Origin of the sequence: Brevibacillus sp. SIMBA_040 (assembly GCF_046535075.1) — a bacterium.
Lineage (GTDB): Bacteria > Bacillota > Bacilli > Brevibacillales > Brevibacillaceae > Brevibacillus.
The window spans coordinates 46,810-70,053 of the sequence record NZ_JAWRXI010000008.1 but is presented as its reverse complement, the minus strand read 5'-3'; the positions used below and the strand labels follow the sequence as shown (position 1 = coordinate 70,053).

22 protein-coding genes are annotated in these 23,244 nt (G+C 43.5%); 9 read left to right on the top strand and 13 right to left on the bottom strand.

Features of this window, described 5'->3' with window-relative positions; translation table 11 throughout:
- Positions 1-26: 26 nt before the first annotated feature.
- The gene (locus SB752_RS14875; protein WP_410716408.1) at positions 27-515 is read right to left on the bottom strand and encodes an Lrp/AsnC family transcriptional regulator; all 489 of its coding nucleotides are present in this window, start codon (positions 513-515) and stop codon (positions 27-29) included.
- Positions 516-703: 188 nt separating this feature from the next.
- Here SB752_RS14875 and SB752_RS14870 point away from each other — a divergent pair, with 188 nt between their 5' ends.
- Positions 704-1,630 carry a DMT family transporter gene (locus SB752_RS14870; protein ID WP_410716407.1) on the top strand — a complete coding sequence of 309 codons (927 nt, stop codon included), beginning with the start codon at positions 704-706 and terminating at the stop codon, positions 1,628-1,630.
- Between the two features lie 112 nt (positions 1,631-1,742).
- Here SB752_RS14870 and SB752_RS14865 read toward each other — a convergent pair whose 3' ends face one another.
- The 3 genes from SB752_RS14865 to SB752_RS14855 all read right to left on the bottom strand — a co-directional run bounded on the left by SB752_RS14865 (position 1,743) and on the right by SB752_RS14855 (position 4,508).
- Positions 1,743-2,855: an NADH:flavin oxidoreductase gene (locus SB752_RS14865; RefSeq protein WP_410716406.1), complete on the bottom strand. Its 1,113-nt coding sequence runs from the start codon at positions 2,853-2,855 to the stop codon at positions 1,743-1,745.
- Positions 2,856-3,341: 486 nt separating this feature from the next.
- Positions 3,342-3,788 (bottom strand): MarR family winged helix-turn-helix transcriptional regulator, encoded by a 447-nt coding sequence (locus tag SB752_RS14860; RefSeq protein WP_410716405.1) that lies wholly within the window; start codon positions 3,786-3,788, stop codon positions 3,342-3,344.
- Between the two features lie 153 nt (positions 3,789-3,941).
- Positions 3,942-4,508 carry a sugar O-acetyltransferase gene (locus tag SB752_RS14855; RefSeq protein ID WP_410716404.1) on the bottom strand — a complete coding sequence of 189 codons (567 nt, stop codon included), beginning with the start codon at positions 4,506-4,508 and terminating at the stop codon, positions 3,942-3,944.
- Positions 4,509-4,729: 221 nt separating this feature from the next.
- Between SB752_RS14855 and SB752_RS14850 the strand changes: the two genes are divergently transcribed.
- Positions 4,730-5,305, top strand: coding sequence for a hypothetical protein (locus SB752_RS14850; protein ID WP_410716403.1), 576 nt, complete (start codon positions 4,730-4,732; stop codon positions 5,303-5,305).
- 217 nt (positions 5,306-5,522) lie between these two features.
- Here the strand turns inward: SB752_RS14850 and SB752_RS14845 are convergent, their stop codons facing one another.
- On the bottom strand, positions 5,523-6,644 hold the full coding sequence (locus SB752_RS14845; protein WP_410716402.1) for a sensor histidine kinase: 1,122 nt from the start codon (positions 6,642-6,644) through the stop codon (positions 5,523-5,525).
- Complete coding sequence (locus SB752_RS14840) at positions 6,641-7,327, bottom strand: response regulator transcription factor (RefSeq protein ID WP_410716401.1); 687 nt, start codon at positions 7,325-7,327, stop codon at positions 6,641-6,643. The genes SB752_RS14845 and SB752_RS14840 overlap by 4 nt, the downstream gene beginning before the upstream one ends.
- A 197-nt stretch (positions 7,328-7,524) precedes the next feature.
- Between SB752_RS14840 and SB752_RS14835 the strand changes: the two genes are divergently transcribed.
- The 7 genes from SB752_RS14835 to SB752_RS14805 all read left to right on the top strand — a co-directional run bounded on the left by SB752_RS14835 (position 7,525) and on the right by SB752_RS14805 (position 12,431).
- Entirely contained in the window at positions 7,525-7,929 is a 405-nt protein-coding gene (locus SB752_RS14835; RefSeq protein ID WP_410716400.1) for a DUF6223 family protein, read from the top strand.
- A 45-nt stretch (positions 7,930-7,974) separates the two neighbouring features.
- Positions 7,975-8,142: a DUF1259 domain-containing protein gene (locus SB752_RS14830; protein WP_410716399.1), complete on the top strand. Its 168-nt coding sequence runs from the start codon at positions 7,975-7,977 to the stop codon at positions 8,140-8,142.
- A 561-nt stretch (positions 8,143-8,703) separates the two neighbouring features.
- On the top strand, positions 8,704-8,880 hold the full coding sequence (locus tag SB752_RS14825) for a hypothetical protein (protein ID WP_410716398.1): 177 nt from the start codon (positions 8,704-8,706) through the stop codon (positions 8,878-8,880).
- Positions 8,881-9,647: 767 nt separating this feature from the next.
- On the top strand, positions 9,648-10,052 hold the full coding sequence (locus tag SB752_RS14820; protein WP_410716397.1) for a hypothetical protein: 405 nt from the start codon (positions 9,648-9,650) through the stop codon (positions 10,050-10,052).
- Between the two features lie 210 nt (positions 10,053-10,262).
- Positions 10,263-10,442, top strand: a complete 180-nt coding sequence (locus tag SB752_RS14815; RefSeq protein ID WP_410716396.1) for a hypothetical protein — start codon at positions 10,263-10,265, stop codon at positions 10,440-10,442.
- A gap of 302 nt (positions 10,443-10,744) precedes the next feature.
- Positions 10,745-11,116, top strand: coding sequence for a hypothetical protein (locus tag SB752_RS14810; RefSeq protein WP_410716395.1), 372 nt, complete (start codon positions 10,745-10,747; stop codon positions 11,114-11,116).
- Positions 11,117-11,927: 811 nt separating this feature from the next.
- On the top strand, positions 11,928-12,431 hold the full coding sequence (locus SB752_RS14805) for a hypothetical protein (RefSeq protein ID WP_410716394.1): 504 nt from the start codon (positions 11,928-11,930) through the stop codon (positions 12,429-12,431).
- 1,370 nt (positions 12,432-13,801) lie between these two features.
- Here the strand turns inward: SB752_RS14805 and SB752_RS14800 are convergent.
- The 7 genes from SB752_RS14800 to SB752_RS14770 form a co-directional block, all read right to left on the bottom strand.
- A complete protein-coding gene (locus SB752_RS14800; RefSeq protein WP_410716393.1) occupies positions 13,802-15,121 on the bottom strand; it encodes an MFS transporter in 1,320 nt (439 codons plus the stop codon).
- Positions 15,122-15,458: 337 nt separating this feature from the next.
- Positions 15,459-16,442, bottom strand: coding sequence for a TAXI family TRAP transporter solute-binding subunit (locus SB752_RS14795; protein ID WP_410716392.1), 984 nt, complete (start codon positions 16,440-16,442; stop codon positions 15,459-15,461).
- Positions 16,439-17,806, bottom strand: coding sequence for a sigma-54-dependent transcriptional regulator (locus SB752_RS14790; protein WP_410716391.1), 1,368 nt, complete (start codon positions 17,804-17,806; stop codon positions 16,439-16,441). The genes SB752_RS14795 and SB752_RS14790 overlap by 4 nt, the downstream gene beginning before the upstream one ends.
- Complete coding sequence (locus SB752_RS14785; protein ID WP_410716390.1) at positions 17,806-17,967, bottom strand: ATP-binding protein; 162 nt, start codon at positions 17,965-17,967, stop codon at positions 17,806-17,808. Before SB752_RS14785 ends, SB752_RS14790 begins: the two co-directional genes overlap by 1 nt.
- Positions 17,895-19,718, bottom strand: coding sequence for a transporter substrate-binding domain-containing protein (locus SB752_RS14780; protein ID WP_410716599.1), 1,824 nt, complete (start codon positions 19,716-19,718; stop codon positions 17,895-17,897). The genes SB752_RS14785 and SB752_RS14780 overlap by 73 nt, the downstream gene beginning before the upstream one ends.
- Positions 19,719-19,951: 233 nt before the next feature.
- On the bottom strand, positions 19,952-21,229 hold the full coding sequence (locus tag SB752_RS14775) for an erythromycin esterase family protein (protein WP_410716389.1): 1,278 nt from the start codon (positions 21,227-21,229) through the stop codon (positions 19,952-19,954).
- Between the two features lie 284 nt (positions 21,230-21,513).
- The gene (locus tag SB752_RS14770) at positions 21,514-23,220 is read right to left on the bottom strand and encodes a S41 family peptidase (RefSeq protein WP_410716388.1); all 1,707 of its coding nucleotides are present in this window, start codon (positions 23,218-23,220) and stop codon (positions 21,514-21,516) included.
- Positions 23,221-23,244: the final 24 nt, after the last annotated feature.

Here is a 23,244-nt window from a genome sequence, read left to right as displayed (position 1 = left end):
TTTTCCGGCATTCTATTTTAACATATCTATGAAAATGGATCATCCCCGATAGGCAAAACTGTAGAATATTTGATTTCCCGGAGAGACAGGTTCGTTTGAATGCGTGATACGCCCAGCCTGTTTATTTTTCGAATGAAGCTGTCCAATCCCTTCCGATCTTTGATGGCTACCTTCAAAAGATAATCATACTCTCCCGTCAAGCAATGACACTCTAAAACTTCCGGCATCGAACGCAATGCATTCTCCAATACCTCCAGCTCGTACGCCTGGTGAATATTTGTACTGATAAACACAAAACACAATAGATCAAACCCGAGCTTCTCCAGATTCAGGATCGCCACCTGGCGATTGATGTATCCCTCGCTCTCCAGCCGCTTTACCCTAGCATGCGTCGCGGGTGGCGATAAATTCACGCGTCTCGCAAGCTCCGCATTACTTAGCTGCGCATCTTTTTGCATCAGATCGAGTATTTGGATATCGACATCATCCAGCACCTTGCTAACGAAAGATTCCATGTGATTCTCCCTCTTTCATTTATTCGAAAAAACGCAACTTTTCAATACTTCAATTGAATGATCATACTTTTTACCGTTGCATAACTTTACATTGTTTTGAATTTCATTAATTATACAAAATAATTTACCGAAAATGCAATGTAAATGTTATTTTCATTAATAAGCAGATACAAAAGGAGTGTAATGTTATGCCAAGTATTTATGCCATGTTGCTGCTATTAACAAGCATGTTATGGGGAGGAAATTTTGTCTTGGGAAAATCGCTTGTCGGTCATGCTTCACCGCTGACCTTGACGAGTCTGCGTTGGATTATTGCTGTTCTCTGCTTACTTCCAATGGTATGGTGGAAGGAAAAAAAGCTGCTACCAACGCGAGATGCCATTCTCCCGCTATTTTGCATGGGACTGACTGGGGTTGTTCTCTTTAACGTTTTTCAATTTTTAGCGTTGGAAAAGACCTCGGCGACGAATGTCGGCTTAATTTCCACTTTAAACATGGTTACGATTTCCCTTTTTTCGTTTGTCTTTTTAAAAGAAAAAATCAGGGCCCTTCAAATCTTGACCATGATGTTTTTGCTAGTGGGAGTCGTTCTCGTCCTGTCCAAGGGAGATATTTCATACCTCTTGTCCTTGCAGTTCAACGTCGGGGACTTGTGGATGCTGGCGGCTGTCTGTGTGTGGGGAATTTACTCGGTATGCAGCAAATGGGCCATGAGCAAGACAACTCCGCTAATGTCCATTTTGTATTCTGCCATCTTTGGGCTGGTAATTCTTCTGCCTTTCAATCTCGCTGACTTTACGGTTACCAACATCAACGCTCCTTTTGTCGGTTCTATTTTATATACAGGCGTTATCTCTACTGTCGTATGCATGGTGCTTTGGAATATTGGCGTACAAAAACTCGGGGCTACAACTTCGGGTATTTTTCTGAACTTCAATCCGATCTTCACTTCCATTCTCGCGTTTTTTCTCATCGGAGAGCAGATGACGTGGCTACAGGGTGTTGGCGGCATTATTGTTATTTCGGGATGCTTTTTATTTTCGTATTTTAAAACGAAAAGGCTTGCGGATATCAGGTTATGGCGTGCATCTACCGGTAAGGTACGTGGCATTTGACAACGGACGAATATGAATCCAGGCAGCTCCTCACCATGAGAAGCTGCCTGTGTTTATAAATGTAAGCAAACTTGTTATGCTCCCGCTAGCTTGTAATCGGGTCAAATTCCTTTTACGATAAGGTTTTTAGTGCTTCTCGCGTAAATGGTTGAAGTTCTTGGGTGTTGCCTTCACGAATTTTTGCAACCCAAGCCGGATCACTCAGTAGCGCTCTTCCAACTGCCACCAGATCAAACTCTTCCTGCTCAACACGGTCAATCAGATTGTCGATGTTATCTGGCTGGCCACCCTTACCCTCGCTGAATAAGCTCAGGAACTCGGAGTCCAATCCAACAGATCCAACCGTAATAGCTGGTTTCCCAGTCAATTTTCGAGTCCAGCCTGCCAGATTGAGATCAGAGCCTTCAAATTCCGGCTCCCAGAAACGACGGGTGGACGCATGGAAAATATCGACACCAGCCTCGGACAACGGCGTGAGGAAAAGCTTCAGCTCCTCAGGATTTTTTGCAAGTTTGAAATTGTAATCGCTCGGTTTCCATTGCGAAAAACGGAAAATAATCGGGAAATCAGGACCGACTGCTTCACGCACCGCCTTAATGATCTCTACACCAAAACGGGTGCGACCTATCAGATCACCGCCATATTCGTCTGTACGCTTGTTTGTGACATCCCAGAAGAACTGGTCAATCAGGTAGCCATGCGCTCCGTGGATTTCCACCGCATCGAAACCAATTTTCTTGGCGTTTGCAGCCGCTTGTGCATATGCCTGAATGAGTCCGTGAATTTCTTCAACACTGAGTGGTTCCGATACTTTTTCACCTGTCGCACTGAGGCCAGATGGTCCGATTGAATTGACATCTGATTCCGGGAAATTCTCTTTTTGACGTGCCGTACCAGTATGCCAGATTTGCGGAGCAATTTTTCCACCCGCCTCATGGACTTCTTTAACAACGCGTGCCCATCCGTTCAGTGCTTCCTCTCCATAAAAATGCGGCACATGATGATCTGCTCCGGCAGCCGGATGCTCGATCAGCGTTCCTTCGGTGATGATCAGGCCAACCCCATTTTCTGCTCGACGACGGTAATATTCTGCCACATCGGGACCTGGAATCCCCTTCGGTGAAAAACTGCGGGTCATAGGTGCCATGACAAAACGATTTTCAAGTTTCAGTTCTTTAAATTGAAAAGGTTTGAATAAAGCTGCTACAGATTTTGTTGATTTCATGATATATCCTCCTCATAATGCAAATCTTATTAAATACCTGCTGAATTATTTTGGCACGACAGCCTTTTTTCAGTTTAACTCTTGTTTCTACCCAGTGCGGATTATGTAGCATACCTCTCCCAACGACTACAAGTCCCGCATCCACTTTTCCTATTACAGCATTCGCTAAAATCGGAGCATCCAATCGTCCAGCTTCTATAACTGGAATATCAGAGCATCTTGCTAATGGAACCTGAAAAGCAACATAAGTATCTGGTTTTCCCTTCTCTCCATAATAGAAGCTCCCACTCCTTTAAGGTAAGTTCAAAGGTAAATCTTTTTCGTTGTGTTTTTTAGATGCATGCGCGTGCATATAATTTATCATTGCTCTTTTTCACTTGTCAAATGTAAAGTTTAAAAAAGGAAAGAAAACCAGCTTTATATAACAAAGAAGCCGAGCATTACCTAAAACAGAAATGATCGGCTTTTCTGTTATTGAGCTTGTCATTAATGCTCATCATTTGCAGACATTTTTTGAAGTAACGTTTGTAGCTCCTTTTGTGTAGTGCCATTTGTAAAGGAAGCATGAAGAATTTCATTTACAGTGCCTAAGGCTTTATGGAAGTTCTCTTCCCCTACTTCGGTTAAGGAAGTGTAAATACCTCTTCGGTCGGCCTCACATACATGCCTTTGTAGTGCCTTACAATTGTTTGCTTCCAGCCTCCCAACCATTCTCGATACTGCACTTTGACTTAACCCAATCATATCCTGTAATTTCTGCAGTCTAAGCTTTTTCTCATTTGTTTGAGATAAAAAGTACAGGACATAAAATTCATTTAAAGATAGATTGTATTTATCTTGTAGTTCCCTTTCAAGTTCACTGGTAATACTTGCTTGAATTTGGGTGAGTGACAACCAATCACTTAACATTTCATTTTTGGGGTTGGTTTTCATACATATTCCACCTGTCTAGTCTAAAAAACGTTCTTTTTCGTTTTATTATAATACAGATGGCTTATATGCTCAAAATTAAGTAAGAACTTCAGACTTATCCTAAAGAGTTTGAATGGTGAAGGCGCCAGATATCAAAGTAAGAGAATCCTACAACTAGCTACTCTTAATCTCACGAATGACTTTTGCAGGATTCCCTACCACTAGGACATTGTTTGGCACATTCTTGGTCACGACAGAGCCAGAGCCAATCACGACATTATCCCCAATGGTTATACCGGGATTAATAATCGCTCCCCCACCGATCCACACACTATTCCCTATCTTAATTGGTTTGCCGTACTCGGCACCTGTATTCCGCTCTGTCGGATTGAGGGGATGTGAAGCTGTGTATATTTGAACATTTGGACCAATGAGACAATAATCGCCAATCATTACTTCACACACGTCGAGTATGGTACAGTTGAAATTCGCATAAAAATGGTCGCCTACATGAATGTTATACCCGTAATCACATCGGAAATTAGGTTCGATCCAAATATTTGCACCCGTGGAGCCAAGCAATTCCTTTAACAGCTCCGTTCGTCGGGTATACTCTGTCTCTAATGATTGATTATACAACCTGACAATTCTTCTTGCGTTTTCCCGATCCGCAACCAGCTCAGGATCGGAGGAAAAATACAGCTTTCCGCTAACCATCTTCTGTTTCTCTGTTAGACTCATATTCGTCTCCTTTCTGATTCATTTATTCTTGAGCATCACCATTGCTCCCCATCAATTTATTCCTCGTTTAAACCACTTTTGCTTTTCTCCTTGCGAACAAGTCTTGAAATCGCGGTTCTATAAACGTAAACAAGGATTTGTTCTTTCATCACGCTCAACGAAACGTGCATAACCCACTCTTCGTCAAAAAAGTAACAGACAGAAAGAAGAGGTGTGGGTCAATGAGAAGGTTCATCCAAGTTACAATTCTATTTCTTATTACCTTGAATAGCTTGTTATTCACAATTCCTTCGTCAGTATATGCTTGTTCCTGCGCAGCACCTGCCCCGGTAAAGGAAGCACTGGCTCAAGCAGACGCCGTGTTCGCAGGGAGAGTTACAGAGATAGTGAAGCCAAGACCAAATGTGCTAGGAGTTATCTCATCAGCTGATCCCGTCGATGTTACATTTGATGTTTCTCAAATTTGGAAAGGCATCGATACAAAACAGGTCACAATCGTGACTGCTTTACATTCGGCAAGCTGTGGCTTTTCTTTTGATATGGGAAAGGATTATATCGTGTATTCCTACAAGAATCAGGACAACTTTCTCGAAACCAACATTTGCACAAGGACACAAGAGCTAACAGCGGCATCTGAGGACCTTGCCTCCCTTGGAACAGGTATTACCCCCATACAGAATGAACAGCCGTCGATGAAAGAAAATCAGACTCTCGCTTCTCCTTACCTTTGGATATCAGGTATCCTCGTTCTTGTAGGTGTCATTTATTTTTTCGTTAAAAAGATGAAGAAAACCTAAAAAGCTCTTGTTCCCCAATGAAAGTTCCCGCACATTACCCCATTAAAAGTCGCTTAAATGGCGGCTTTTTACATTTTATTGGGTTCCTTTTCCGAATGTCGGTCTTCCCATGTATCGTTGACGTTACTTTCCCATCTAAATGAAATTATGTTTGCTGAGAATATTGAATTAATAATGGAGATTTCTGTATGTGTGTCCGCAGGGGTTATCAACTATTTTATATATCATTGTTTATAGGAAGATAAACAGTAAATATAGTACCTTCATCAGGCTGACTCGCAACGCGGATGAAACCACCGTGGGCCTTTACAAAATGATGGGCGATGGATAAGCCTAGCCCCGTACCGCCTGTATACCGCGAGCGCGCTTTGTCTACGCGGTAAAATCGATCAAATAGGTGGAGCAGATGTTCCGCCGGTATTCCGATGCCGGTATCGATCACCGACACACGTGCAAATAACGCATTCCCATCACCGACCTGGTCTTCGATTTCAACCGTAATCTTCCCTCCACGTGGTGTGTAACGAATCGCATTGGTCAGCAAATTAAAGAAAACCTGTGTGATCCGTCTCGCATCAGCCATCACGGTAAGCGGCCTTGATTTTGTATAAAGGCAAATGTCCAACCCATTTTCTTCCGCTTCGTATGTCAAGTCGTCCACGATTCGTTCTAAGTGTACCGTCAGATCGAGCTGCTTGCGATCGAGCGACAAGCGGCCTGCTTCTGCCAACGACAAGACATGCAGATCATCTACAAGCAGGCTCATTCGGATCACCTCATCATGAATCCGAAGCAGCCTTTCTGGTGGGACATGATCACTGGCCTGCTGATAATTCTCCAGTTTAAGCTGCATAATGGACAGCGGCGTTCGTAGCTCGTGAGCAACATCGGCCACCAATCTTCTGCGAGCTTCTTCGGCTTCACGTAGACGAAACGTCATGTCATTGAACGCTTGAGCGACTTTCCCATACTCATCTTTCGTGTCTACAGGTACTTTGACGTTCAGGTCACCCTGCGCCACCCGCTCTATTGCGGCTACGAGCTTTTTGAGCGGGTGGGTCAGCACTCCCGATATCCAAAAACTAAAGGACAATCCGATCAAAAGAAAAATGGACGCTCTAAGAAGTATGTTCAGCTCCATTTTGTCAAGGAAATATGATTTTAAAATTTCAATTTGCTCTTCGGGCGAGGCGCTCAAATAGTTTTCATCGATTTGTTCCCTTTGAAATTGATCGAACAAACCGACTGTGTAAACTTGTGTTGTAAGGGAGATAATGTTACCCACAATGAGCAAGAGCAGTCCCATAGCAAATATTTTCATTCGGACAGTCATTTTCATGAACGTTCACCAAATCGGTATCCGAAACCATATACCGTTTGAATATATCGAGGATTGGCAGGATCGTCTCCCAGCTTTCGGCGAAGATTCCGAATATGAGAGTCCATTGTTCTTTCGTATCCCATGTACTCATCCTCCAAAGCAGCCTTTAACAATTGCAAACGGCTAAAGACAATGCCGGGGCGACCCGCCAGTGTGAACAGAATTTTGAATTCGGTAGGTGTCAATTGGATCTCCTGACCGTCTTTGAATACCTGACATTTGGGCTCGGAAATGATCAAGTTGTCTCTTTCCAAGAACATCGACTTGTCTTCGGGTCCACGTAAGCGGCGAAGTAAAGCACGAATACGCGAAGCGAGCTCGCGCAAGCTGAACGGCTTCGTCAAATAATCATCCGCACCGATTTCCAGACCGACAATTTTATCCGATTCGTCAGATCTTGCCGTGACCATAATAATGCCGCATTGTGAAGTTTGCCTGATTTCACGGCATACGTCGATGCCGCTCTTCTCGGGGAGCATCCAATCAAGAACGATGAGATCGGGCCGCTCAGATAAGGCGATCGTTAGCGCTTCCTTGCCGGTTCGGGCGCTCACTACCTGATACCCCTCACGTTGCAGAAAGGTCTGCATCTCCTCAAGCATGCCCGGTTCGTCCTCCACAAGCAATAGTTTCGCTTCCATTTCAATCACATCTTTCCATAATAGTCAGCTTCCTTTGTGAGAACATACCGCTTACGCAAAATTATACCGGGATTTGACAGACTCTTGAAGAAATTCACGCAAAGAGAGGAAGATCTGCATAAGTTCTCGACATTTGTTGTGTAAACTGGCTGTGAAAATAAAGAAATAGCCGAAAAACAAAGAGGAGTGATTAACAAATGAAAATGAGGCTAGTTTCATTCGTATTATTTTGTGCATTTCTACTTGTTCCAACTATTGCCTCTGCAGAAGTGACCAATGGTAATGTCGTAAACGGATTAACCCCCGGGCGACTCTGGGCCACGATGGACGCGGTAGTGGGACTGATCAGTGCGGTCATCGGTTGGCTGTCTCTGGCCCGCTCCGCCGGTCGTTTCGGCTCCGGTTCGGGGAGACGCGGGGCCATCGTGGCAGCAGTGACGGCACTGATCGTCATAGTCTACGCTGGGCTGCACCTGACCAACTTCACCGGTGATTTCGGCACCGGCAGCGGGCGAGCCGGGGCCATCGTGGCCATTGTGATGGGGCTGATCGGCATGGTCCTCGCTGGGCTCACTTTGGCCCGCTCCCGCCGGGCCAGTTGACCACCATGAGCATTTACATTCTCTCTTCTTAACAAATCGTGTGTTGTGGTCCTCTTATCAAATTGCCCGCTGTACGATATATTGGTTACCGCACTTCACAATCACTGGCTTTTTAACAACCCTGGTATCATGTTTATACACTTTGAATCAATTGACAATCCGATCCACTTTGCTCACAAAGTTCGTCACGCCATCTCAGTACTAAAACATTAAACTTTTGCCCCTTTTCGGTGCGGTTTTTATAAGCAGTACGATTTACTTCTGGCTTTGTTGCCTAGTCTGGTTTTGAACAAGCCTTTATCTTGTAAATTAACGTATTAATTAGCACATTTCCGTTTACTGCAGGCTCGTATCAGTTGCCAAGCTTCCCCCATTTGCATTCTCTATATCAGATAGAGAGAAGTGAGGTGATTGATATGACTGACGTGGTAGTGATCTTATTCAGACGTGTCAGAGTGAATGGTGTACGGAGGCGAATTATTCGCGACGTTAGCATCATTGGAAGTGCCGCACCATGTACCCAATTTTTAATGATTGGTAGACGTGTGGGTCCTGCTTCGCGTTGTCTTTTGAATAACGGGTTCCAACGTGTGTTATCAAGAGACAATGTTTTGGTGTTTATCCGAGTAAGATAAATGGGTCTGTATGAAAACGGTAACGAATTGGGTTACCGTTTTCTATTTTTTCAAAATACATATTGTGTTAACAAAACAATTGAAATCCCCCTTTTAGCTTCGTGATATAATATCCATATATTTGAAATGGTGGGTTGTTATGAAAAATCAGCTATTCCTTTTAATTTCTGCGATTATATTTAGCTCGTGGCTCTGTGGTAGTTATTTTTATCAAAAAGGAAAATCACAGGTTGTGCAGGGACTACTCACTTCTTTATCAGGCGATTATGGACAATTACGTAATAAAAAAATGAGTTGGACGATATCTTCTCAATGACCAAAGGCGACCAAATCAAGTACGCCATTTATTTACTTCGTAATGTTGAAACAGCAAATGCATCTTTGTTAAACATCAGTAGACTGACTATTAATGACGAAACAGATTTTAGCGTTATTATAGACGAGGTTTCATTGACAGCAGCTGAAATTCACACTTACATACACCAATTATCTTCCGACTTGGATACCTCCAAGACTAAAAAGAAATTGCAGAAACATGGTGATGCTCTCCAGTTAATTACTGAGACTCTTACGCCAAAAGACATTCGAACGATGGATCTAGAGAAAGTAAGATATAAGCTTTCTCTTTTACAAAACTCACTCCCGAAGTGAATTAACAAAATGAGCAATGTGCTTGGTACATTCGTAGTTGCATGGCGTAGATTTAACTTCATACTATTGGTAACTTCGGGGTTTCGGAGGTTTAGTTTGGAATACGTACAGATAGTCTTGTTACTGTTCTTTGTTAGCCTTCTTTTGTACCGAATTTGCTTCCACAAATTTACGAAACTGAATCGAGAAAACATTGGCCTATCAATTATCGGAATAGTTTCAGCCACGTCACTTTCGTCTCAAATACTATCGATAGTTGGAATGTTAATTTTTGCATGATTATTGGTCGTCTTTTTAATTAAGACCTTTTATCAAGAATTGATTTAACATCATTTTTCTTATGTTAGATAGATCATTCTCTGCTTTCGCCAGTTATTAATAGTCATGTTAAAATGGAACTGCTACTTAACCGTAAAAATAGGTGGGAGTATTATGCTTACATATTTTAAAGGCTTTACAGGTTCGCTAATTGGTGCAACTTCGATCTTTTTTTTACTTATCAATGATCCACTTGAAAACATAAAACTTCTTGCACTCATTACTCCCTTCATTTTTATTGGAGGAATTTTTGGTTTTTTTCTGTTAAAAATTCTCCATTCAAAAAACATATCGAGTTTCTGGTTAGGTTTAATTTGTTTTGTGCTATTAGGTGAGTTATTTGCCCTAATCCTTCATATGTTTTTGCCTTTTGAATGGATTCTTAACTTAATGACAGTAGTTGGCTCTGCTACCTTCTTTCTGGTACAGCAAATTAAAAATGTTGTTCTTTCGAGATTACTTGCATTCATCGGCCCACTTTCTTCACTTATCCTTGGATTTGCTACAAGACACATGTAATGTTGTGTAAACTCATGATTTTCTTTCACGAACAGGACTGATTATGTGATTACATCTGCTGAAGAATTTGTAAGGCTTAGACTAAGTGATAACCCCGATGAATATCTTCGAGCAGCTTGACACATTTTGTAATTTAATTGAAACTCTATTGATTTAATTACGTCTTACTAAATACTAGTAAGTTTATGAACCTTGGAGGATTGACTCTTAATGGAAAATGAATTTTTTGTTGGTTGGGGAACTCTATCGCTTATCAACGCTGGACTAGCTCAAGGTAAAAACCGCAGTGGTCTTAACTGGTTCTTCCTTTCATTATTTCTTGGTCCAATCGCGACACTAATTATTGTTGTTTGGGATAAGCTGCCCGAACAACAAGACTTATCACAATGAGTAATTTGTAAACTACATAATCTCGTGATACATTATTTAGGAAATGCTAAATTTAGGTAACTGTCATGAGAAAAAACACTTTGCAAAAAATAGGTTCAATTGTAATCTGCTTCATTGGCCTTTATCTAGCTGGGAATACGGGTTGTTTGGTATCTTCTATTTGGCTATTGGAATTTGGTGTGTTTTTACTTACTTTGGCAAAAGCGACGAGTCATTTAACATAATTGACCTTATGTTAACTGAACTTTGTTGATATTTCTCTTTGCAGTCGGAAAAGTTACTAATAAAGGAGTGACTTTTCGATGCGGAAATTAATCATCTTATTCGGCATCTTTTTGTTTCCGTTTCTTACCACAAACATTTATGCAGCAGATTCACATCCAAAGCCACTGGTCAGGGATATTATCAATTCGATAGATCACTGGATCCGAAAAGGTTGGACACTTGAGAAACATATTAGGCATGAATGTGAAGCACATGAATCATGGAAAATTCCGCGCGGACATAAACGGCTTAATAATTTCAAAATTGTTACTGTAACGCACGTTGGCAACGGTTATTCTGTTGTCGCCACATATGACTACAATGGAGTGAAATGCGTAGCCACCGCTAAAGTGATAAAGCAAAACGATATTTGGGTTAATCAAGAATTTAGGTTTAATTATCACAAGTAATGATCAGCCATTCTTTCTAAAGCTGCCACCAAATGGGTTAACTTTAGTTAGCAGACAAGTTTAAATATGTCACGTATGTTAAAGTTGCCAGTTGTAAAATTTCCCCTTCCCTCCGTTGATGGAACGCCGTGTGCGATGAAAGTCGCCCGCACAGTGTAGGCTCGAACGAAAACCTCAAAAACAGAAGGGAATAAGTCGAGAATAGCAATAGACCTCCTGAAGTTCATGATAATAATGGAATTCTAGGAGAAACTTATAAATCAATATGTTGAGGGAACTGATGGTCCAAATTACTCAGCTTTTTCGGACCCAGACAGAGATGAACTTACATTTACAGCCAAATCAGATGATCCTTCAGTCTCCGTTACTGCTTTTGCAACCAATTTATTTGCGAGATTTCCAAAACAACCAGTTGGAAGTAAAATAACGATTATCGTTACAGCTCACGACGGCAAAGACGGCACAGTATCCAGCAAGTGGCTTATCATTTGTAGATAAGTTCCTTCCATCAACGACCCTCGGGTAGTTCCGCGGGTTTTTGCTTCAATCCTCCACTATTTAATTCCTTCTTCCCTTTCTCCTATGCGGCGAAAAATAGAAGCCAACTCCTGATAATCAACAGTCTTTCCTCGCCATTTCTCTGCCACTTATTGCACCTGACTCATCGCCTTTTTGTTGAGCATTTATCACAAAATCATCATGAGAAGCAGCATTTTTTTAAGCTATCTTCCGCAAGACTTTACAAACCTGTTATTGGAAACATTTTGCATACTATTTCGTCTTACCTTTTAAACAAGAAGGAGTGGCTGTGATGAAGAAGCTTTACTTTTTGTCGTTCCTTTTACTCGCATCAGGCTGTTCTAATAACTCCCTTGAATTACAATCAACCAGAATTGAGTTAGAACAGGTGAAGCAGCAAAATACCGAATTGGAGCTTCAATTAAATAAACTCAGTAAGGAACTTGAGTCAAAACAAAAAGAATATGAATTGAGAAATATTCTGGACATTAAAGCTAGAGAAATATTCCGCCTAATGGCCGAAAACAAGGAAACTGAATTGCGTCAACATCTCTCAAAAAAGCTCACAGCTACGAATAAAACCATCACCTATTTTGTTGATGATCAACAAATATCTGAATCTTTTGTAACTGACAGAGACACTTTTCGACAACGGTTCTATTCATTGGAAAAAGAAGATTCCTTCATTACCGGTTATGAGGTTTGGCATCCAGGTGGTACACTGTCAATTCTTATCCTTAATTTTGTTCTCAAAGACAACGACTGGATGCTAGATGAAATCAATACTGACATATGACTAGATGATTCTGTCGAAAACAACTACTGTAATTCAGGACATATGAGCTGTATAATTTGCTTGCCCGTTGTAAATTTTCTTTCTTATTCGTTGATGGAACGCCGTGTGCGATGAAAGTCGCCCGTACGGTGTAGGCTCGAAGGAACCCCTCAACAAAAAGGGATAAGTCGAGAATAGCAATAAAGCTCCTGTAGTTTTAGGTTCAGGAATTCCTGATGTCGCTATCCCTCCTAACGGGAAGTCTAATGTTTTTTCCTTTAGAGATTATTTTGTTGATCCTGATGGAGATAGACTGACCTTTACCATTGAGTTTGAATTTGGAACTGGCTTTGTTTACACTTTCAATGACGATATTACAAGCCCAAACTACGGAACAATTGTATTTCACGACGCTCCAGGTAATTCGGCTTATGATATCGTGAAAGTAACAGCGAACGATGGAAAAGGCGGTGCGGTAACTGACGAGTTCGAGATAAGGATTTCCTAAATTTCTTCCATCAACGACCCCTCAGTTTTCCTGAGGGGTTTTTCTTACCAAAATTCCCGATGTGTTAAGTGACTGAACGATACACAAGTACTCTAGCCCAATTGCAACTAATGCCCAAAGCAGAATAACTGCCCCATTCACTCCAGCTGTGAAGATGATAATAATAATCTTATCTCTGATCTTTGTACTACTGCTTATCGCGATTGGAGTTTTAACCGTTCTTTATTTCAAAGTTGAAAGCGTTGTGACAATTAACTGATTTTACTCGTTAACTATTATCATAAATTCGCTTCTTCAAACAGTGGTTTGGTTATTCGCTGCAACTCCTGAAACTGTGCAGAAGAAAATGAACCGCTGAACCCCTCCAAAAAAATGGAGCAGTAATCGTGGCCTTTGTGCCTGAAAGCGTCCGATTTGCACGTCCATACCTTCCCTTAGCATTTGGGATGGTCGTGCTCCATGCATCACGACTTTATCTCCTTTATTTCATTTTTGACAGTTCCCCACTTCCTCTCACACGAATTATCTCCCTACACATTTTACATAACCGCATTCCATTATCTGGTAAAACGGTGAGATTCATATTGATCTGATCTGAGGTGAAAATGTGCTGCTCATAGTGCACGTCCTGGCCATCTTACTCTGCATGTTCCTTATAGCTCGATTGGCAAGCCTTTTTGCTGGCAAATGGAGTCCTTTTGCGAAAACAAATTGGAAGCAAGATTTCACTGCTGCACTTATCGGAACGATGATTCTCATTTGGATTAGCTACATTTGAACATTTTTAGCATTTTGTTCAACTGTCTCGTCCAATGACGGTAAAAAGACGCAGTACGCGTCTTTTTTAGGTCCTACCTATTCTATTCATTTGCCTGCTCACCAATCAGCTAACGCTTTTTTTCGAATGCAGCTCAGCTTCAATTCGGGATGCCTTTGAAGTCTCGCCCATGCGCCAGTATGTGATCAAGCTAATGGCGATACAGCCAGCTACGTAGTAATAAAACAGAGATTCGGATCCGATGTTTTTGAGTCCAAGGGCAATGAACTCAGCTGTACCACCGAAAACGGCCACTGTAATTGCATAAGGGAATCCTACCCCAAGCGCACGAATTTCAGTCGGGAATAGCTCGGCTTTTACAATGGCATTGATGGAAGTGTAGCCTGTAACAATGATCAGTCCAACCATCATCAGCAAGAATGCAACCATCGGGCTCTTCGTTTGTTCCATCAAGAGGAACATTGGTACGGTAAACAGGGTTCCCAGAATACCGAACGCCATCAGGAGCGGACGGCGGCCGATTCGGTCAGACAGCATGCCAGCAATCGGCTGGAGGACTACGAATACGAGCAAGGCAGTAAAGTTGATCCAGCTTACTGTTTCTTTAGGTAGGCCGACGGTATTGACCATGAATTTTTGCAAATACGTTGTGTACGTATTAAAGGCAATCGTTCCGCCAAGCGTGAGTCCGACAACGGTCAGTACCGCTTTTGGATACTTCATCAATGCGCGAAGAGTTCCCGCGCTTTCACGTGTCTTACTCTCCATTTTTGTGAACTGCTCTGATTCATCCATCGAGCGGCGCAGCCACAATACAGCCAATGCCCCAAGAGCACCGATTACGAATGGAATGCGCCAGCCCCATGTGTGCATATCGGCTTCACTGAGTACCTGTTGGAGAATGATCTGAACACCGAGTGCCAGAAGCTGACCAGCAATTAGGGTCACGTATTGAAAGCTGGAATAGAAACCACGGCGCCCACTGCTTGCCATCTCTGACAGGTACGTAGCAGAAGTTCCATACTCTCCACCAAGCGATAGACCTTGCAATAGTCGTGCGAGAACGAGAATAATAGGAGCAAAAATGCCAATTGTGCTATAACCCGGTGTCAATGCAATAATCAACGATCCACTAGCCATGACTGTGATGGATAGCGTCAAGGCTGCGCGTCTACCGTGACGGTCTGCGTAACGCCCCATCAGCAGGCTTCCCAGTGGTCGCATCAGGAATCCGATGGCGAAGATAGCAGCTGTGTTAAGAAGCTGGCTCGTAGTGTCTCCCTTTGGGAAAAACTCTGACGAGAAGTACACAGCAAAAGCAGAATAGACGTACCAGTCGTACCATTCGATCAGGTTTCCGATCGAACCCTTGAAAATGTTTCCCGTAATGCGTCGCGTATTCGCGCGATCATTCGTCTGATTCACTCTGAATCCTCCTTGTTGTCGACTCTGGTTAGAAACCTTACCTCTTCTCTGCAAGAATGTAACCGGTTTCAGCTAACTTCAGCATAAACATACAAGCAAATTGCATGCCAACTCGCCCCACTGGAAATCAATACGAAATGTCTCCCATGCGATGGAGCCCTATTTTACAAAGAATTTTTAGACGCTCCCGAATGTTTTTGCAAAAGCATTTTGCTATTTGAGTTCTGAGAAAACAATCGCAGGCACAAAAAACCGGCAAAAAACGCCGCTTGATGCGGAAGTTTTTGCCGGGTCTATTGATCGAAGCGGACTTTTTATCCTCTTTTACAGCATGAAACTATGGATTCGCCATTTCTGTGTAGAATTTTACTGCTCCCGGATGGAGCGGTACCACCAGATCCTTCCCTGCTTCCTTCCTGTCAATTTGATTGGCAGCCTCATGTGCTTCTTGCAAGACATCCAGATTTTCGAAGAAAGCCTTGGTTAGCTTGAAGACTTGATCTTCTGTTAAATCTGAGCGAACGAGAAGAATATTGCGGATTGCCACAGTCGGAATAGGCTGGGAGTTTTGGTAAATGCCTGCAGGGAGCTGCGCCTTTTCAAAAAACGGAAACTGCTTCGTGAGCTTCTCGATGGCACCCGACTGAATGGGAACAATCACGACTTCATTTGTGCTTTGCAAATCCAGGACAGCAGAATTAGGAAGGCCAGAGGTGACAAAAGCTGCGTCAATGGCATTATTTTTCAACTGATCAATCGCTTCCGCGTATGAGAGGTATTCAGGCCGTATGTCTTTATAAGTGATACCATGCTCCCCTAGAATCATGCGTGCATTCACCTCGACACCGCTGTTCGGAGCACCTACCCCCACTCGCTTGCCTTTCAGATCGTTTACCGAGTGTATCGAGCGATCTTTTAACGTTACAATTTGCACATAGTTCAAATAAAGTCCTGCCATTGAGCTCAGATGCTTTGCAGGGCCGCTCGCTTGAAAGCTTTCCTGCCCGCCAAGTGCAAACGCAGCGACATCCGACATAGCGAACGCCACATCGGCCTTATTGTTTTCCAGGAGGCGAACATTTTCCACCGAGCCGTCAGTGGAACGTACTGCAGCATTATAGCCGAGCTTATCTTTATACACCTTGGCCAACGCACCGCCAATCGTGTAATACGGCCCGGGAGCTCCACCTGTTGCGATCGTTACAAACGCTTGCTCACTGCCCTGACCGACTGGAGCCTGGTCTGGTTTTTTCATACACCCACTCATCAAAAATGTCAGGACGAAACTGGACAGTGCAATCCAAGTGATGGTTGTTCTCATTCTGTGCCTCTCAAATATTGCTTCAGCTTTTCGCGTAATCCCCGCTCGCTGATGGATAATTGTTTAGCTGTGTTCAAACGATGACCTTCATTCTGCTCAAGTGTGAAGAGAATATACATTCTTTCAGCCTCAGCAAGAGTTACCCCTTCTGGAATCAAAAGACCGTGCTGTTTCGCTACTTCCCCTGCTGCGCTGCTTCTAGCCTTGCGAAGAGATTCGGGAAGGTCTTCTGGTTGAATCACATCATTTTCCGAAAGCGCTACGGCGTATTCCACCATATTGGATAGCTCGCGGACATTTCCGGGATATGCATAATCATACAGTCTTCGTTTGGCATCCGGACTAAACGTTTTCGTGCGGACGCTCATATTCGCCGAGTACAGGGCTAAAAAATGCTCAATAAGCAGTGGCACATCCTCTTTGCGCTCACGCAACGGCGGAAGATGCAAAGGGATCACATTCAGGCGATAATAAAGGTCCTCGCGAAAATTCCCCTTCGCAACTTCTTCCTGCAGGTTTCTGTTGGTCGCGGAAATTATCCGGACATCTATTTCCTTTGGGTGCTGGGAGCCGACCGGGGTAACTACCTTCTCCTGAATCACACGCAATATTTTGGCTTGCAGCGAGAGCGGCATCTCGCCAATTTCGTCCAGAAAGATGGTGCCCCCATCTGATCGTTCAAATAAGCCCTGCTGCTTTTGATAGGCACCAGTAAAAGCACCCTTTTCGTGTCCAAACAGCTCACTTTCCAGCAAAGGCTCGGGGATCGCTGCACAATTGATGACGGAAAAAGCGCCTCTCTGCCGAAATCCTTGAAAATGGATCGCGCGTGCCACTAACTCCTTACCCGTACCGCTTTCTCCTGTGATCAATACATTGGAATTAATGTCCTTTACCTTTTCGATCAATTGGAATACTTTCTGGATGCCACTGCTCTTGCCGATGATGCCTGCATAGGTTTCCTGCTGCCGAACCGCTTGGCTGAGTACCTGAACCTGACGATGGAGCTGTTGAAACGTGAGGGCCTTGTTCAGAAGCAGCTTGACTTCGTCCAAATTGAGTGGCTTGGACAGGTAATGATAGGCACCGGCTTTCATCGCTTCGACGGACGATTCAATCGAGCCATACGCCGTCATAATAATTACCACTACCTCCGGCTTTCTTTCTTTGATCACACGGAGAAGATCGATACCATTTGCCACGCGTAAATTCAGATCGAGCAAGATCCCGTCGATTTGCTCCTCTTCCAGCAGTCTCAAGCCTTCCTCAGGTTCCGAAGCCGTAAGCACACGGTATTCATCCTCAAGTGCAAAAGAAAGCGAGGAACATATAGCCCGCTCGTCATCAATGATCAATATGTTCATTATAACTCCCCTCCCTGCGAAAATCGTAGTAGAAAGGTTGTCCCTGTACCCACATCACTTTTCACTTCAATTCCTCCGCCATGGTCGTTCATGATTTTCTCGCTAATGTACAGGCCAAGTCCAATCCCTTGGCTTTTTGTTGTATAGAAAGGCTGGAACATTTGTTGTATTTCATCCGTCTCAATGCCGGAACCCGAATCGGAAATAGACAACAGAACATTCTCTCATCCTGCTGAGTAGATATAGTCAATCGCTTGTCCTGCGAGTGAGCCATAGCCTCGATCGCATTGAGAATCAGATTGATCAGCACCTGCTTGATGCGATCACGATCTACAAACACTTCCAACTCGGGAGCTATATCAATCGCAGTACTAATCCCCTCGTTTTCGATTCGTTTCGTAAATAAGCCCATCACCGATTGAACCAGGTCGAATAGCTTCTCCCATTTTTTCTGGACAGGCTTTTCTCGTGAATAATCTAGCAAATCCTCAATGATTCGGTTCATCCTAGCCATCTCTTCTGGAACATGCTCCAGGAGTTCTGCCCGAAAACGTGAATCATCCAGCTTTTTGGGAAGCAATTCGGTAAAGGTCTTGATGGCTGTCAGCGGATTGCGGATTTCATGGGCAATCCCTGCAACGAGCTCGCCCAAGGCACGCATTTTTTCCTGTGCGATCAATCGTGCTTGCAGATGCTTCTGCTCTGTCCGATCCTGCAGACAAAGAATCCCGCCTACCTGTTCTCCCACTGAATTAACTAAGGATGCGATATAGTAGTAAACGATCCTGCCTGTTCCATCCCCTAAGTGAAGCTCTCCTTCAAGGTAGTGCCGATTCCCTGACTCCAACACTTGCTGAATCGGTAGCTGCGGTAAGCAGTCCAACACATTAATCTCTGCAGGCTGTTTACTCAATCCCAGCAATTTTCGTGCTGCCCGATTAATCAGTGTTATTTTCCCTGCTTGGTCAAAAGAGAGAATCCCATTGTCCACGCTGTCCAGCACTTTCGTTTGAAAAGCAAAGCTGTCAGCCAATGCAGCTGTCTGAAGCTTGACCTCTTTCTGCAAACGTTTATTCCATAGAAAGCTTCCGGCCAAAATGAACACAACCAGCCCCATCACCATAAGCAAGCCGTACACAAGCTTGCGCCACCATTCGATTGCCAAAGCATTATAGGGTTCGAGGTACTGGGAGTACAAAGACTCATAGGTGCCGTTTTGATGCAGCTCTTCCAAGCCTTCATTCAGCTTGTTCAACAGCTCGTAATTGCCCTCTCGCACAGCAAAAGCATAATCGGATGGCGGAATCAGTCCCGTACGAATCCGGTAGTCTTGCTGGTTTCCTGCTTTTTGCAGAACGTATTCAGCGGTCCACCGGTTTCCCAGAAAAACATCGGCTCTTCCTAAAAACAGCATCTCCATCGCATCTGGTTGGTTAAAGGCGACCAGCAGCTTGCCACCTCTGATGCTTTCTAATTGGGAGATTCCTGCATCGTCTCGCTGAACAGCTACCACTTTTCCCCTCAGATCATTGATCCCGGATATATCGCGGGTAGCTGCCGGGACGACCAGAGCGTCTGCCATCGTCAAGTAGGAATCACTAAAGTCAAAAAAGGTATCGCGCGTACTCGTATATTTCATCCCGACAACCAGATCCAGCTGTCCCGCTTTTAACTGAATTACGGTATCCTCCCATTCCAGAGGAACGAATTGAATCTGATATCCGTGAAGCGTAGCCATTTTCCTGATCAGATCGATATCAAAACCTGCTGGCTCGCCATACTTATCCAAGTAAGATAAAGGCGGTAAGCTTTTGTCGAAGCCGACTCTAATCAGGCGTGCTTCTTGCGCTTCCGCCAGTCCGGGCAGAAAGGAGTAGAGAGTTATCGTTAGTAAAATCATGAGCATACCCACTTGTCGCAAAAATAACCACCCCCAACATATGAACCCCAGCACATAGCATGTCAAATTCCTATTATGGACGATATGAGCAGCCTTGAAAAGAACTCCCCCTCTGGCAGCTGGTTAAAAAGGATGTAAAAAATAGAAAAGAGAATGCCTTCCTCCGTAGATAAAGGGAGGGGGGCATTCTCTTTGTAGTGGCATTGGCAGCGGTACCAACCGTGTCGCCGATCGAACTGTCTATCTTACTTCGTTAACATCGTCGAAGGTGTAGCTGTCCTCACGAAAATGAACGCATCAAATGCTTTTGCCGGTATCATTTGCAAGGTGTACATCTTTTCAATTGATCCATACCATCCGCTAAAGACGGCACCAATCGCACTTACAGGCTGAGGACGATTCAGATATGCCGTAAATGCTTCATCATGCTTTGCCTTGGTAAAATCCAGGAATCCATCCGTCCATTTTGTATTTGCAAACAGAATAGCTAAACGATGATTCCCGCTATTTTTGACATAAAATTCTTTTTGTTCGTTGGTCGTTGCGTCGTTTGCAAGAAACTTGCTTTCGTAAAATTCGCTTCCGATCGCGTAATATTCGTCCCCGAATGCTTTTGCTAGATGCGCTCCCATGCAGGTAATGATTCCTATTGATGTGGAAGTTTTTTCGATATGTCCGTTATGTCCGGCGATGAACAGGTTTTGTCGTCCAGAATACTTCTTTTCAAAGGATAAAATCCATTTCACTTTCTCAGCCATATAGTAATCGCGCGTGCTGCTATAATTTGCATTCGTTCCGCGCAGTGTAGCATTTTGCCTGATCGACTCGGCAAAGGCTACTGCCATATCGAAATCCTTCTCAGAGCTTTTTGCGATATAACCGGATTTGTGTTCATGCATTTGCTTTATCAGACTGTTAATATGAGAGAGCCCCTCCTGCACGATCGCTGGCTTCTGATCATATACCGTTTTGTCGTTCAGATTCACCAGCGCTGACTCATATTTTTCGGCAAGTGGCGGGTCCACCTTTTTCATGTACGTGAATAGCCCGTTTTTGTTATGGTCATAGCGCTGCATATCAAAGCCGTAAAAATGATCTTTATTTCCCGGAGTCGCTTGTCCATTATAGGAGCGAATCCAGGAGAGCAGCTCAGCCATTTCTTTCGTATTGTAAATCGTAAAGCCGATCGCCCTCGCAGCTTCCTCGGCTGTTCCGCTGCCTCCTACTAAGTATTCATTCACCTTCTGTCCTCCACCGAAATCTCCCTCGATGGCAAAGACGCGAAAGCCTTGTTTTTCCACCAAATGCTTGAAAATATCTAATTTCAGCGTGGTAAACTGCTTGTTTCCATGTGTAGCCTCTCCAAATCCAATGATGGTTTTCTTTGGCAGTTCCATTTTTGCAACAGGAACTAGATTTGATTGCAAAGATTGTTGAAGTGTGTTTGCCTGCTGAGAATTGAAGCCAGTCAGCATACTCATCATAAGGAGCGAGCAAATTGCAATCAGGAGCTTTTTCTTCATATCGATCTCTCTTTCTTGAGGTGCAAACGTATGACATCTCATGTTTTGGCTTTTCTTACCATTTACACCATTATACACTTGGCAAGTGCTGTTTACCTACATCAAATTTTTATGGTAGTTATCAATTTCAATTCGCGCTAAAAAAGCGCCAAGGTTTTTATTCCCCAGGCGCTTCTCTTATTGGTATCGAAAAATGGGCTAGAGCTTGAGAGCCTTTGCATTCATCATTGCTGCTTCTACTGTGGGAGAAGTATGAACTAAGTATGAATTGTAATCTGAAGCTATTAACGCTTGGATGGGACAGGTATTACCTCCAGTGCTTTCAGCGCATACTCTAATTCGACGTCTTTTCCTTGTACATACTTTGCATGAAATGTTTCCTCATTTAATGGGATAAGTACATCGGGAACTCCCCCGCCCTGTCCCTGATCATTACTGTCACCTTGAATGACAAAGTCTTGATTTAGCGACCTTCCATCGGGGAATCGGACGATGTAGCCCTCTGGCATCTCAGCTTCAATCGGACTGCTAACCACACCAAATGAACCATTCGTCGTCGTAAAACCTACGTTTTTTACGTGGGGCATGCCCTTTAGCAGGATAGGCAGCCCTTCACCTGAACTAGTAGTTTTGTTATTAATGATAATCGCAATGTTTCCATAGTAGTGAGGTGCGGTGGGCATTACTTTACGCGTCTCAAAAGGATTGAGCTCAAATCTACCTGTTACTCGATTGTAATAGCTGACATGCTCATAGGTGGTTTCCTCAGGAACAAAAAAACCTGCCATGGCTACAACCAAGTCATCACTACCGCCTGGATTATCCCGAACATCAATAATTAAGCCCTTGATGTTCTGACTATGAAACCAATTCAGGATTTCTTTCACTTTTTCTATAGGCTCAGGCACTGTCTCGCTAGGCAGAAAGTATCTGATTTTCAAGTAACCGTACCCGTTCCCGACGATTTCGGCATCAATGCAATTATCCTCTTTTTTCCATTTTACTCTCGTTTGCTTTAAGGTTTCATAATTGTCGTCATACGCTTTTAAATTGACCTTGGTTCGCTTACGATCGTTTGCATTCTGATATTCAACAGGAATCTCTTTGCCAATGGGCGCGCGAACCATAAACCTGCCTCGGTTATAGTTTACATCTCCCTCCGTACCCATCGGATTTTCGCTCCAGTTGGCTTGTTGATAAGCGTCCTTCGCTGTTTTCCCATCCCACGTAATGATTTCTGCGCCTACCTTTATCCCATTTTGTTCGGCAGGGCTGCCTTCCACAACCAAATTTACTAAAACCTTGCCATTATCAAGCTGAATCGTGCTGATGCCAAAGCCGCCACCAGCTTCTCTTTTAAATACTGGATTATCCTCATACAGATTTTCGTTACTAATTTTGATATGACCATCTCGAAAGGAATAAAGGTATTCCCGCAACGTTTGGTAGTAAAGATCTTTGTTTTTTTCTTCCTCTGCCTTTTTAAAAATGGGTTCGTACTTTTCCTGCAAACCCTGCCAGTTAACCTGCTTCCACTCGCCAAATGGGTATTCTCTGGATAATCGCGAATTTAACTGAACAAATGCTTGCGAATAGCTCATTTCACTAAATTCACTGACCGGATTGTACCTGAGTTCTCCAGCGTACGTAGGCGTGCTCAGTAGGACAATGATCCCCGCTACGCAAAACAACGCCCTTGCTAATCTAAACCTGGGCACTGACGAAGAACGCTTGAATACGCCCTTTATCGTGCACAAGAAAACAATCAAGGTTATGGCATAGAACACGAGCGCCAGTAAGGTGGTATCACCATATAGAAAACTGACAATGGCAATCAGCAGAGCTACGCTCGGTAAAAAATCGAGCAAACGATGAGGTTTTCGAAAAGGAAGACCATACCTGAAGAAAACCAGTACATTCGTGAAAAAAAGAATCGTTTCAAAAATAGTGAACCAGGTAAACGAAGTAACGAAATGGATCAAAAAACTCATGCTGCCGTTCCTCCCGTCAAAATT

What these genes read in the sequence shown, in the direction of transcription:
- SB752_RS14870 (WP_410716407.1), top strand. Translation starts at nt 704, where the DNA reads ATGCCAAGTATTTATGCCATGTTGCTGCTATTAACAAGCATGTTATGG.
- SB752_RS14875 (WP_410716408.1), bottom strand. Translation starts at nt 515, where the DNA reads ATGGAATCTTTCGTTAGCAAGGTGCTGGATGATGTCGATATCCAAATA.
- SB752_RS14795 (WP_410716392.1), bottom strand. Translation starts at nt 16,442, where the DNA reads ATGAGAACAACCATCACTTGGATTGCACTGTCCAGTTTCGTCCTGACA.
- SB752_RS14845 (WP_410716402.1), bottom strand. Translation starts at nt 6,644, where the DNA reads ATGAAAATGACTGTCCGAATGAAAATATTTGCTATGGGACTGCTCTTG.
- SB752_RS14840 (WP_410716401.1), bottom strand. Translation starts at nt 7,327, where the DNA reads ATGGAAGCGAAACTATTGCTTGTGGAGGACGAACCGGGCATGCTTGAG.
- SB752_RS14785 (WP_410716390.1), bottom strand. Translation starts at nt 17,967, where the DNA reads ATGTTCCAGCCTTTCTATACAACAAAAAGCCAAGGGATTGGACTTGGC.
- SB752_RS14825 (WP_410716398.1), top strand. Translation starts at nt 8,704, where the DNA reads ATGAAAAATCAGCTATTCCTTTTAATTTCTGCGATTATATTTAGCTCG.
- SB752_RS14835 (WP_410716400.1), top strand. Translation starts at nt 7,525, where the DNA reads ATGAAAATGAGGCTAGTTTCATTCGTATTATTTTGTGCATTTCTACTT.
- SB752_RS14855 (WP_410716404.1), bottom strand. Translation starts at nt 4,508, where the DNA reads ATGAGTCTAACAGAGAAACAGAAGATGGTTAGCGGAAAGCTGTATTTT.
- SB752_RS14775 (WP_410716389.1), bottom strand. Translation starts at nt 21,229, where the DNA reads ATGAAGAAAAAGCTCCTGATTGCAATTTGCTCGCTCCTTATGATGAGT.
- SB752_RS14790 (WP_410716391.1), bottom strand. Translation starts at nt 17,806, where the DNA reads ATGAACATATTGATCATTGATGACGAGCGGGCTATATGTTCCTCGCTT.
- SB752_RS14820 (WP_410716397.1), top strand. Translation starts at nt 9,648, where the DNA reads ATGCTTACATATTTTAAAGGCTTTACAGGTTCGCTAATTGGTGCAACT.
- SB752_RS14770 (WP_410716388.1), bottom strand. Translation starts at nt 23,220, where the DNA reads ATGAGTTTTTTGATCCATTTCGTTACTTCGTTTACCTGGTTCACTATT.
- SB752_RS14810 (WP_410716395.1), top strand. Translation starts at nt 10,745, where the DNA reads ATGCGGAAATTAATCATCTTATTCGGCATCTTTTTGTTTCCGTTTCTT.
- SB752_RS14815 (WP_410716396.1), top strand. Translation starts at nt 10,263, where the DNA reads ATGGAAAATGAATTTTTTGTTGGTTGGGGAACTCTATCGCTTATCAAC.
- SB752_RS14805 (WP_410716394.1), top strand. Translation starts at nt 11,928, where the DNA reads ATGAAGAAGCTTTACTTTTTGTCGTTCCTTTTACTCGCATCAGGCTGT.
- SB752_RS14865 (WP_410716406.1), bottom strand. Translation starts at nt 2,855, where the DNA reads ATGAAATCAACAAAATCTGTAGCAGCTTTATTCAAACCTTTTCAATTT.
- SB752_RS14860 (WP_410716405.1), bottom strand. Translation starts at nt 3,788, where the DNA reads ATGAAAACCAACCCCAAAAATGAAATGTTAAGTGATTGGTTGTCACTC.
- SB752_RS14850 (WP_410716403.1), top strand. Translation starts at nt 4,730, where the DNA reads ATGAGAAGGTTCATCCAAGTTACAATTCTATTTCTTATTACCTTGAAT.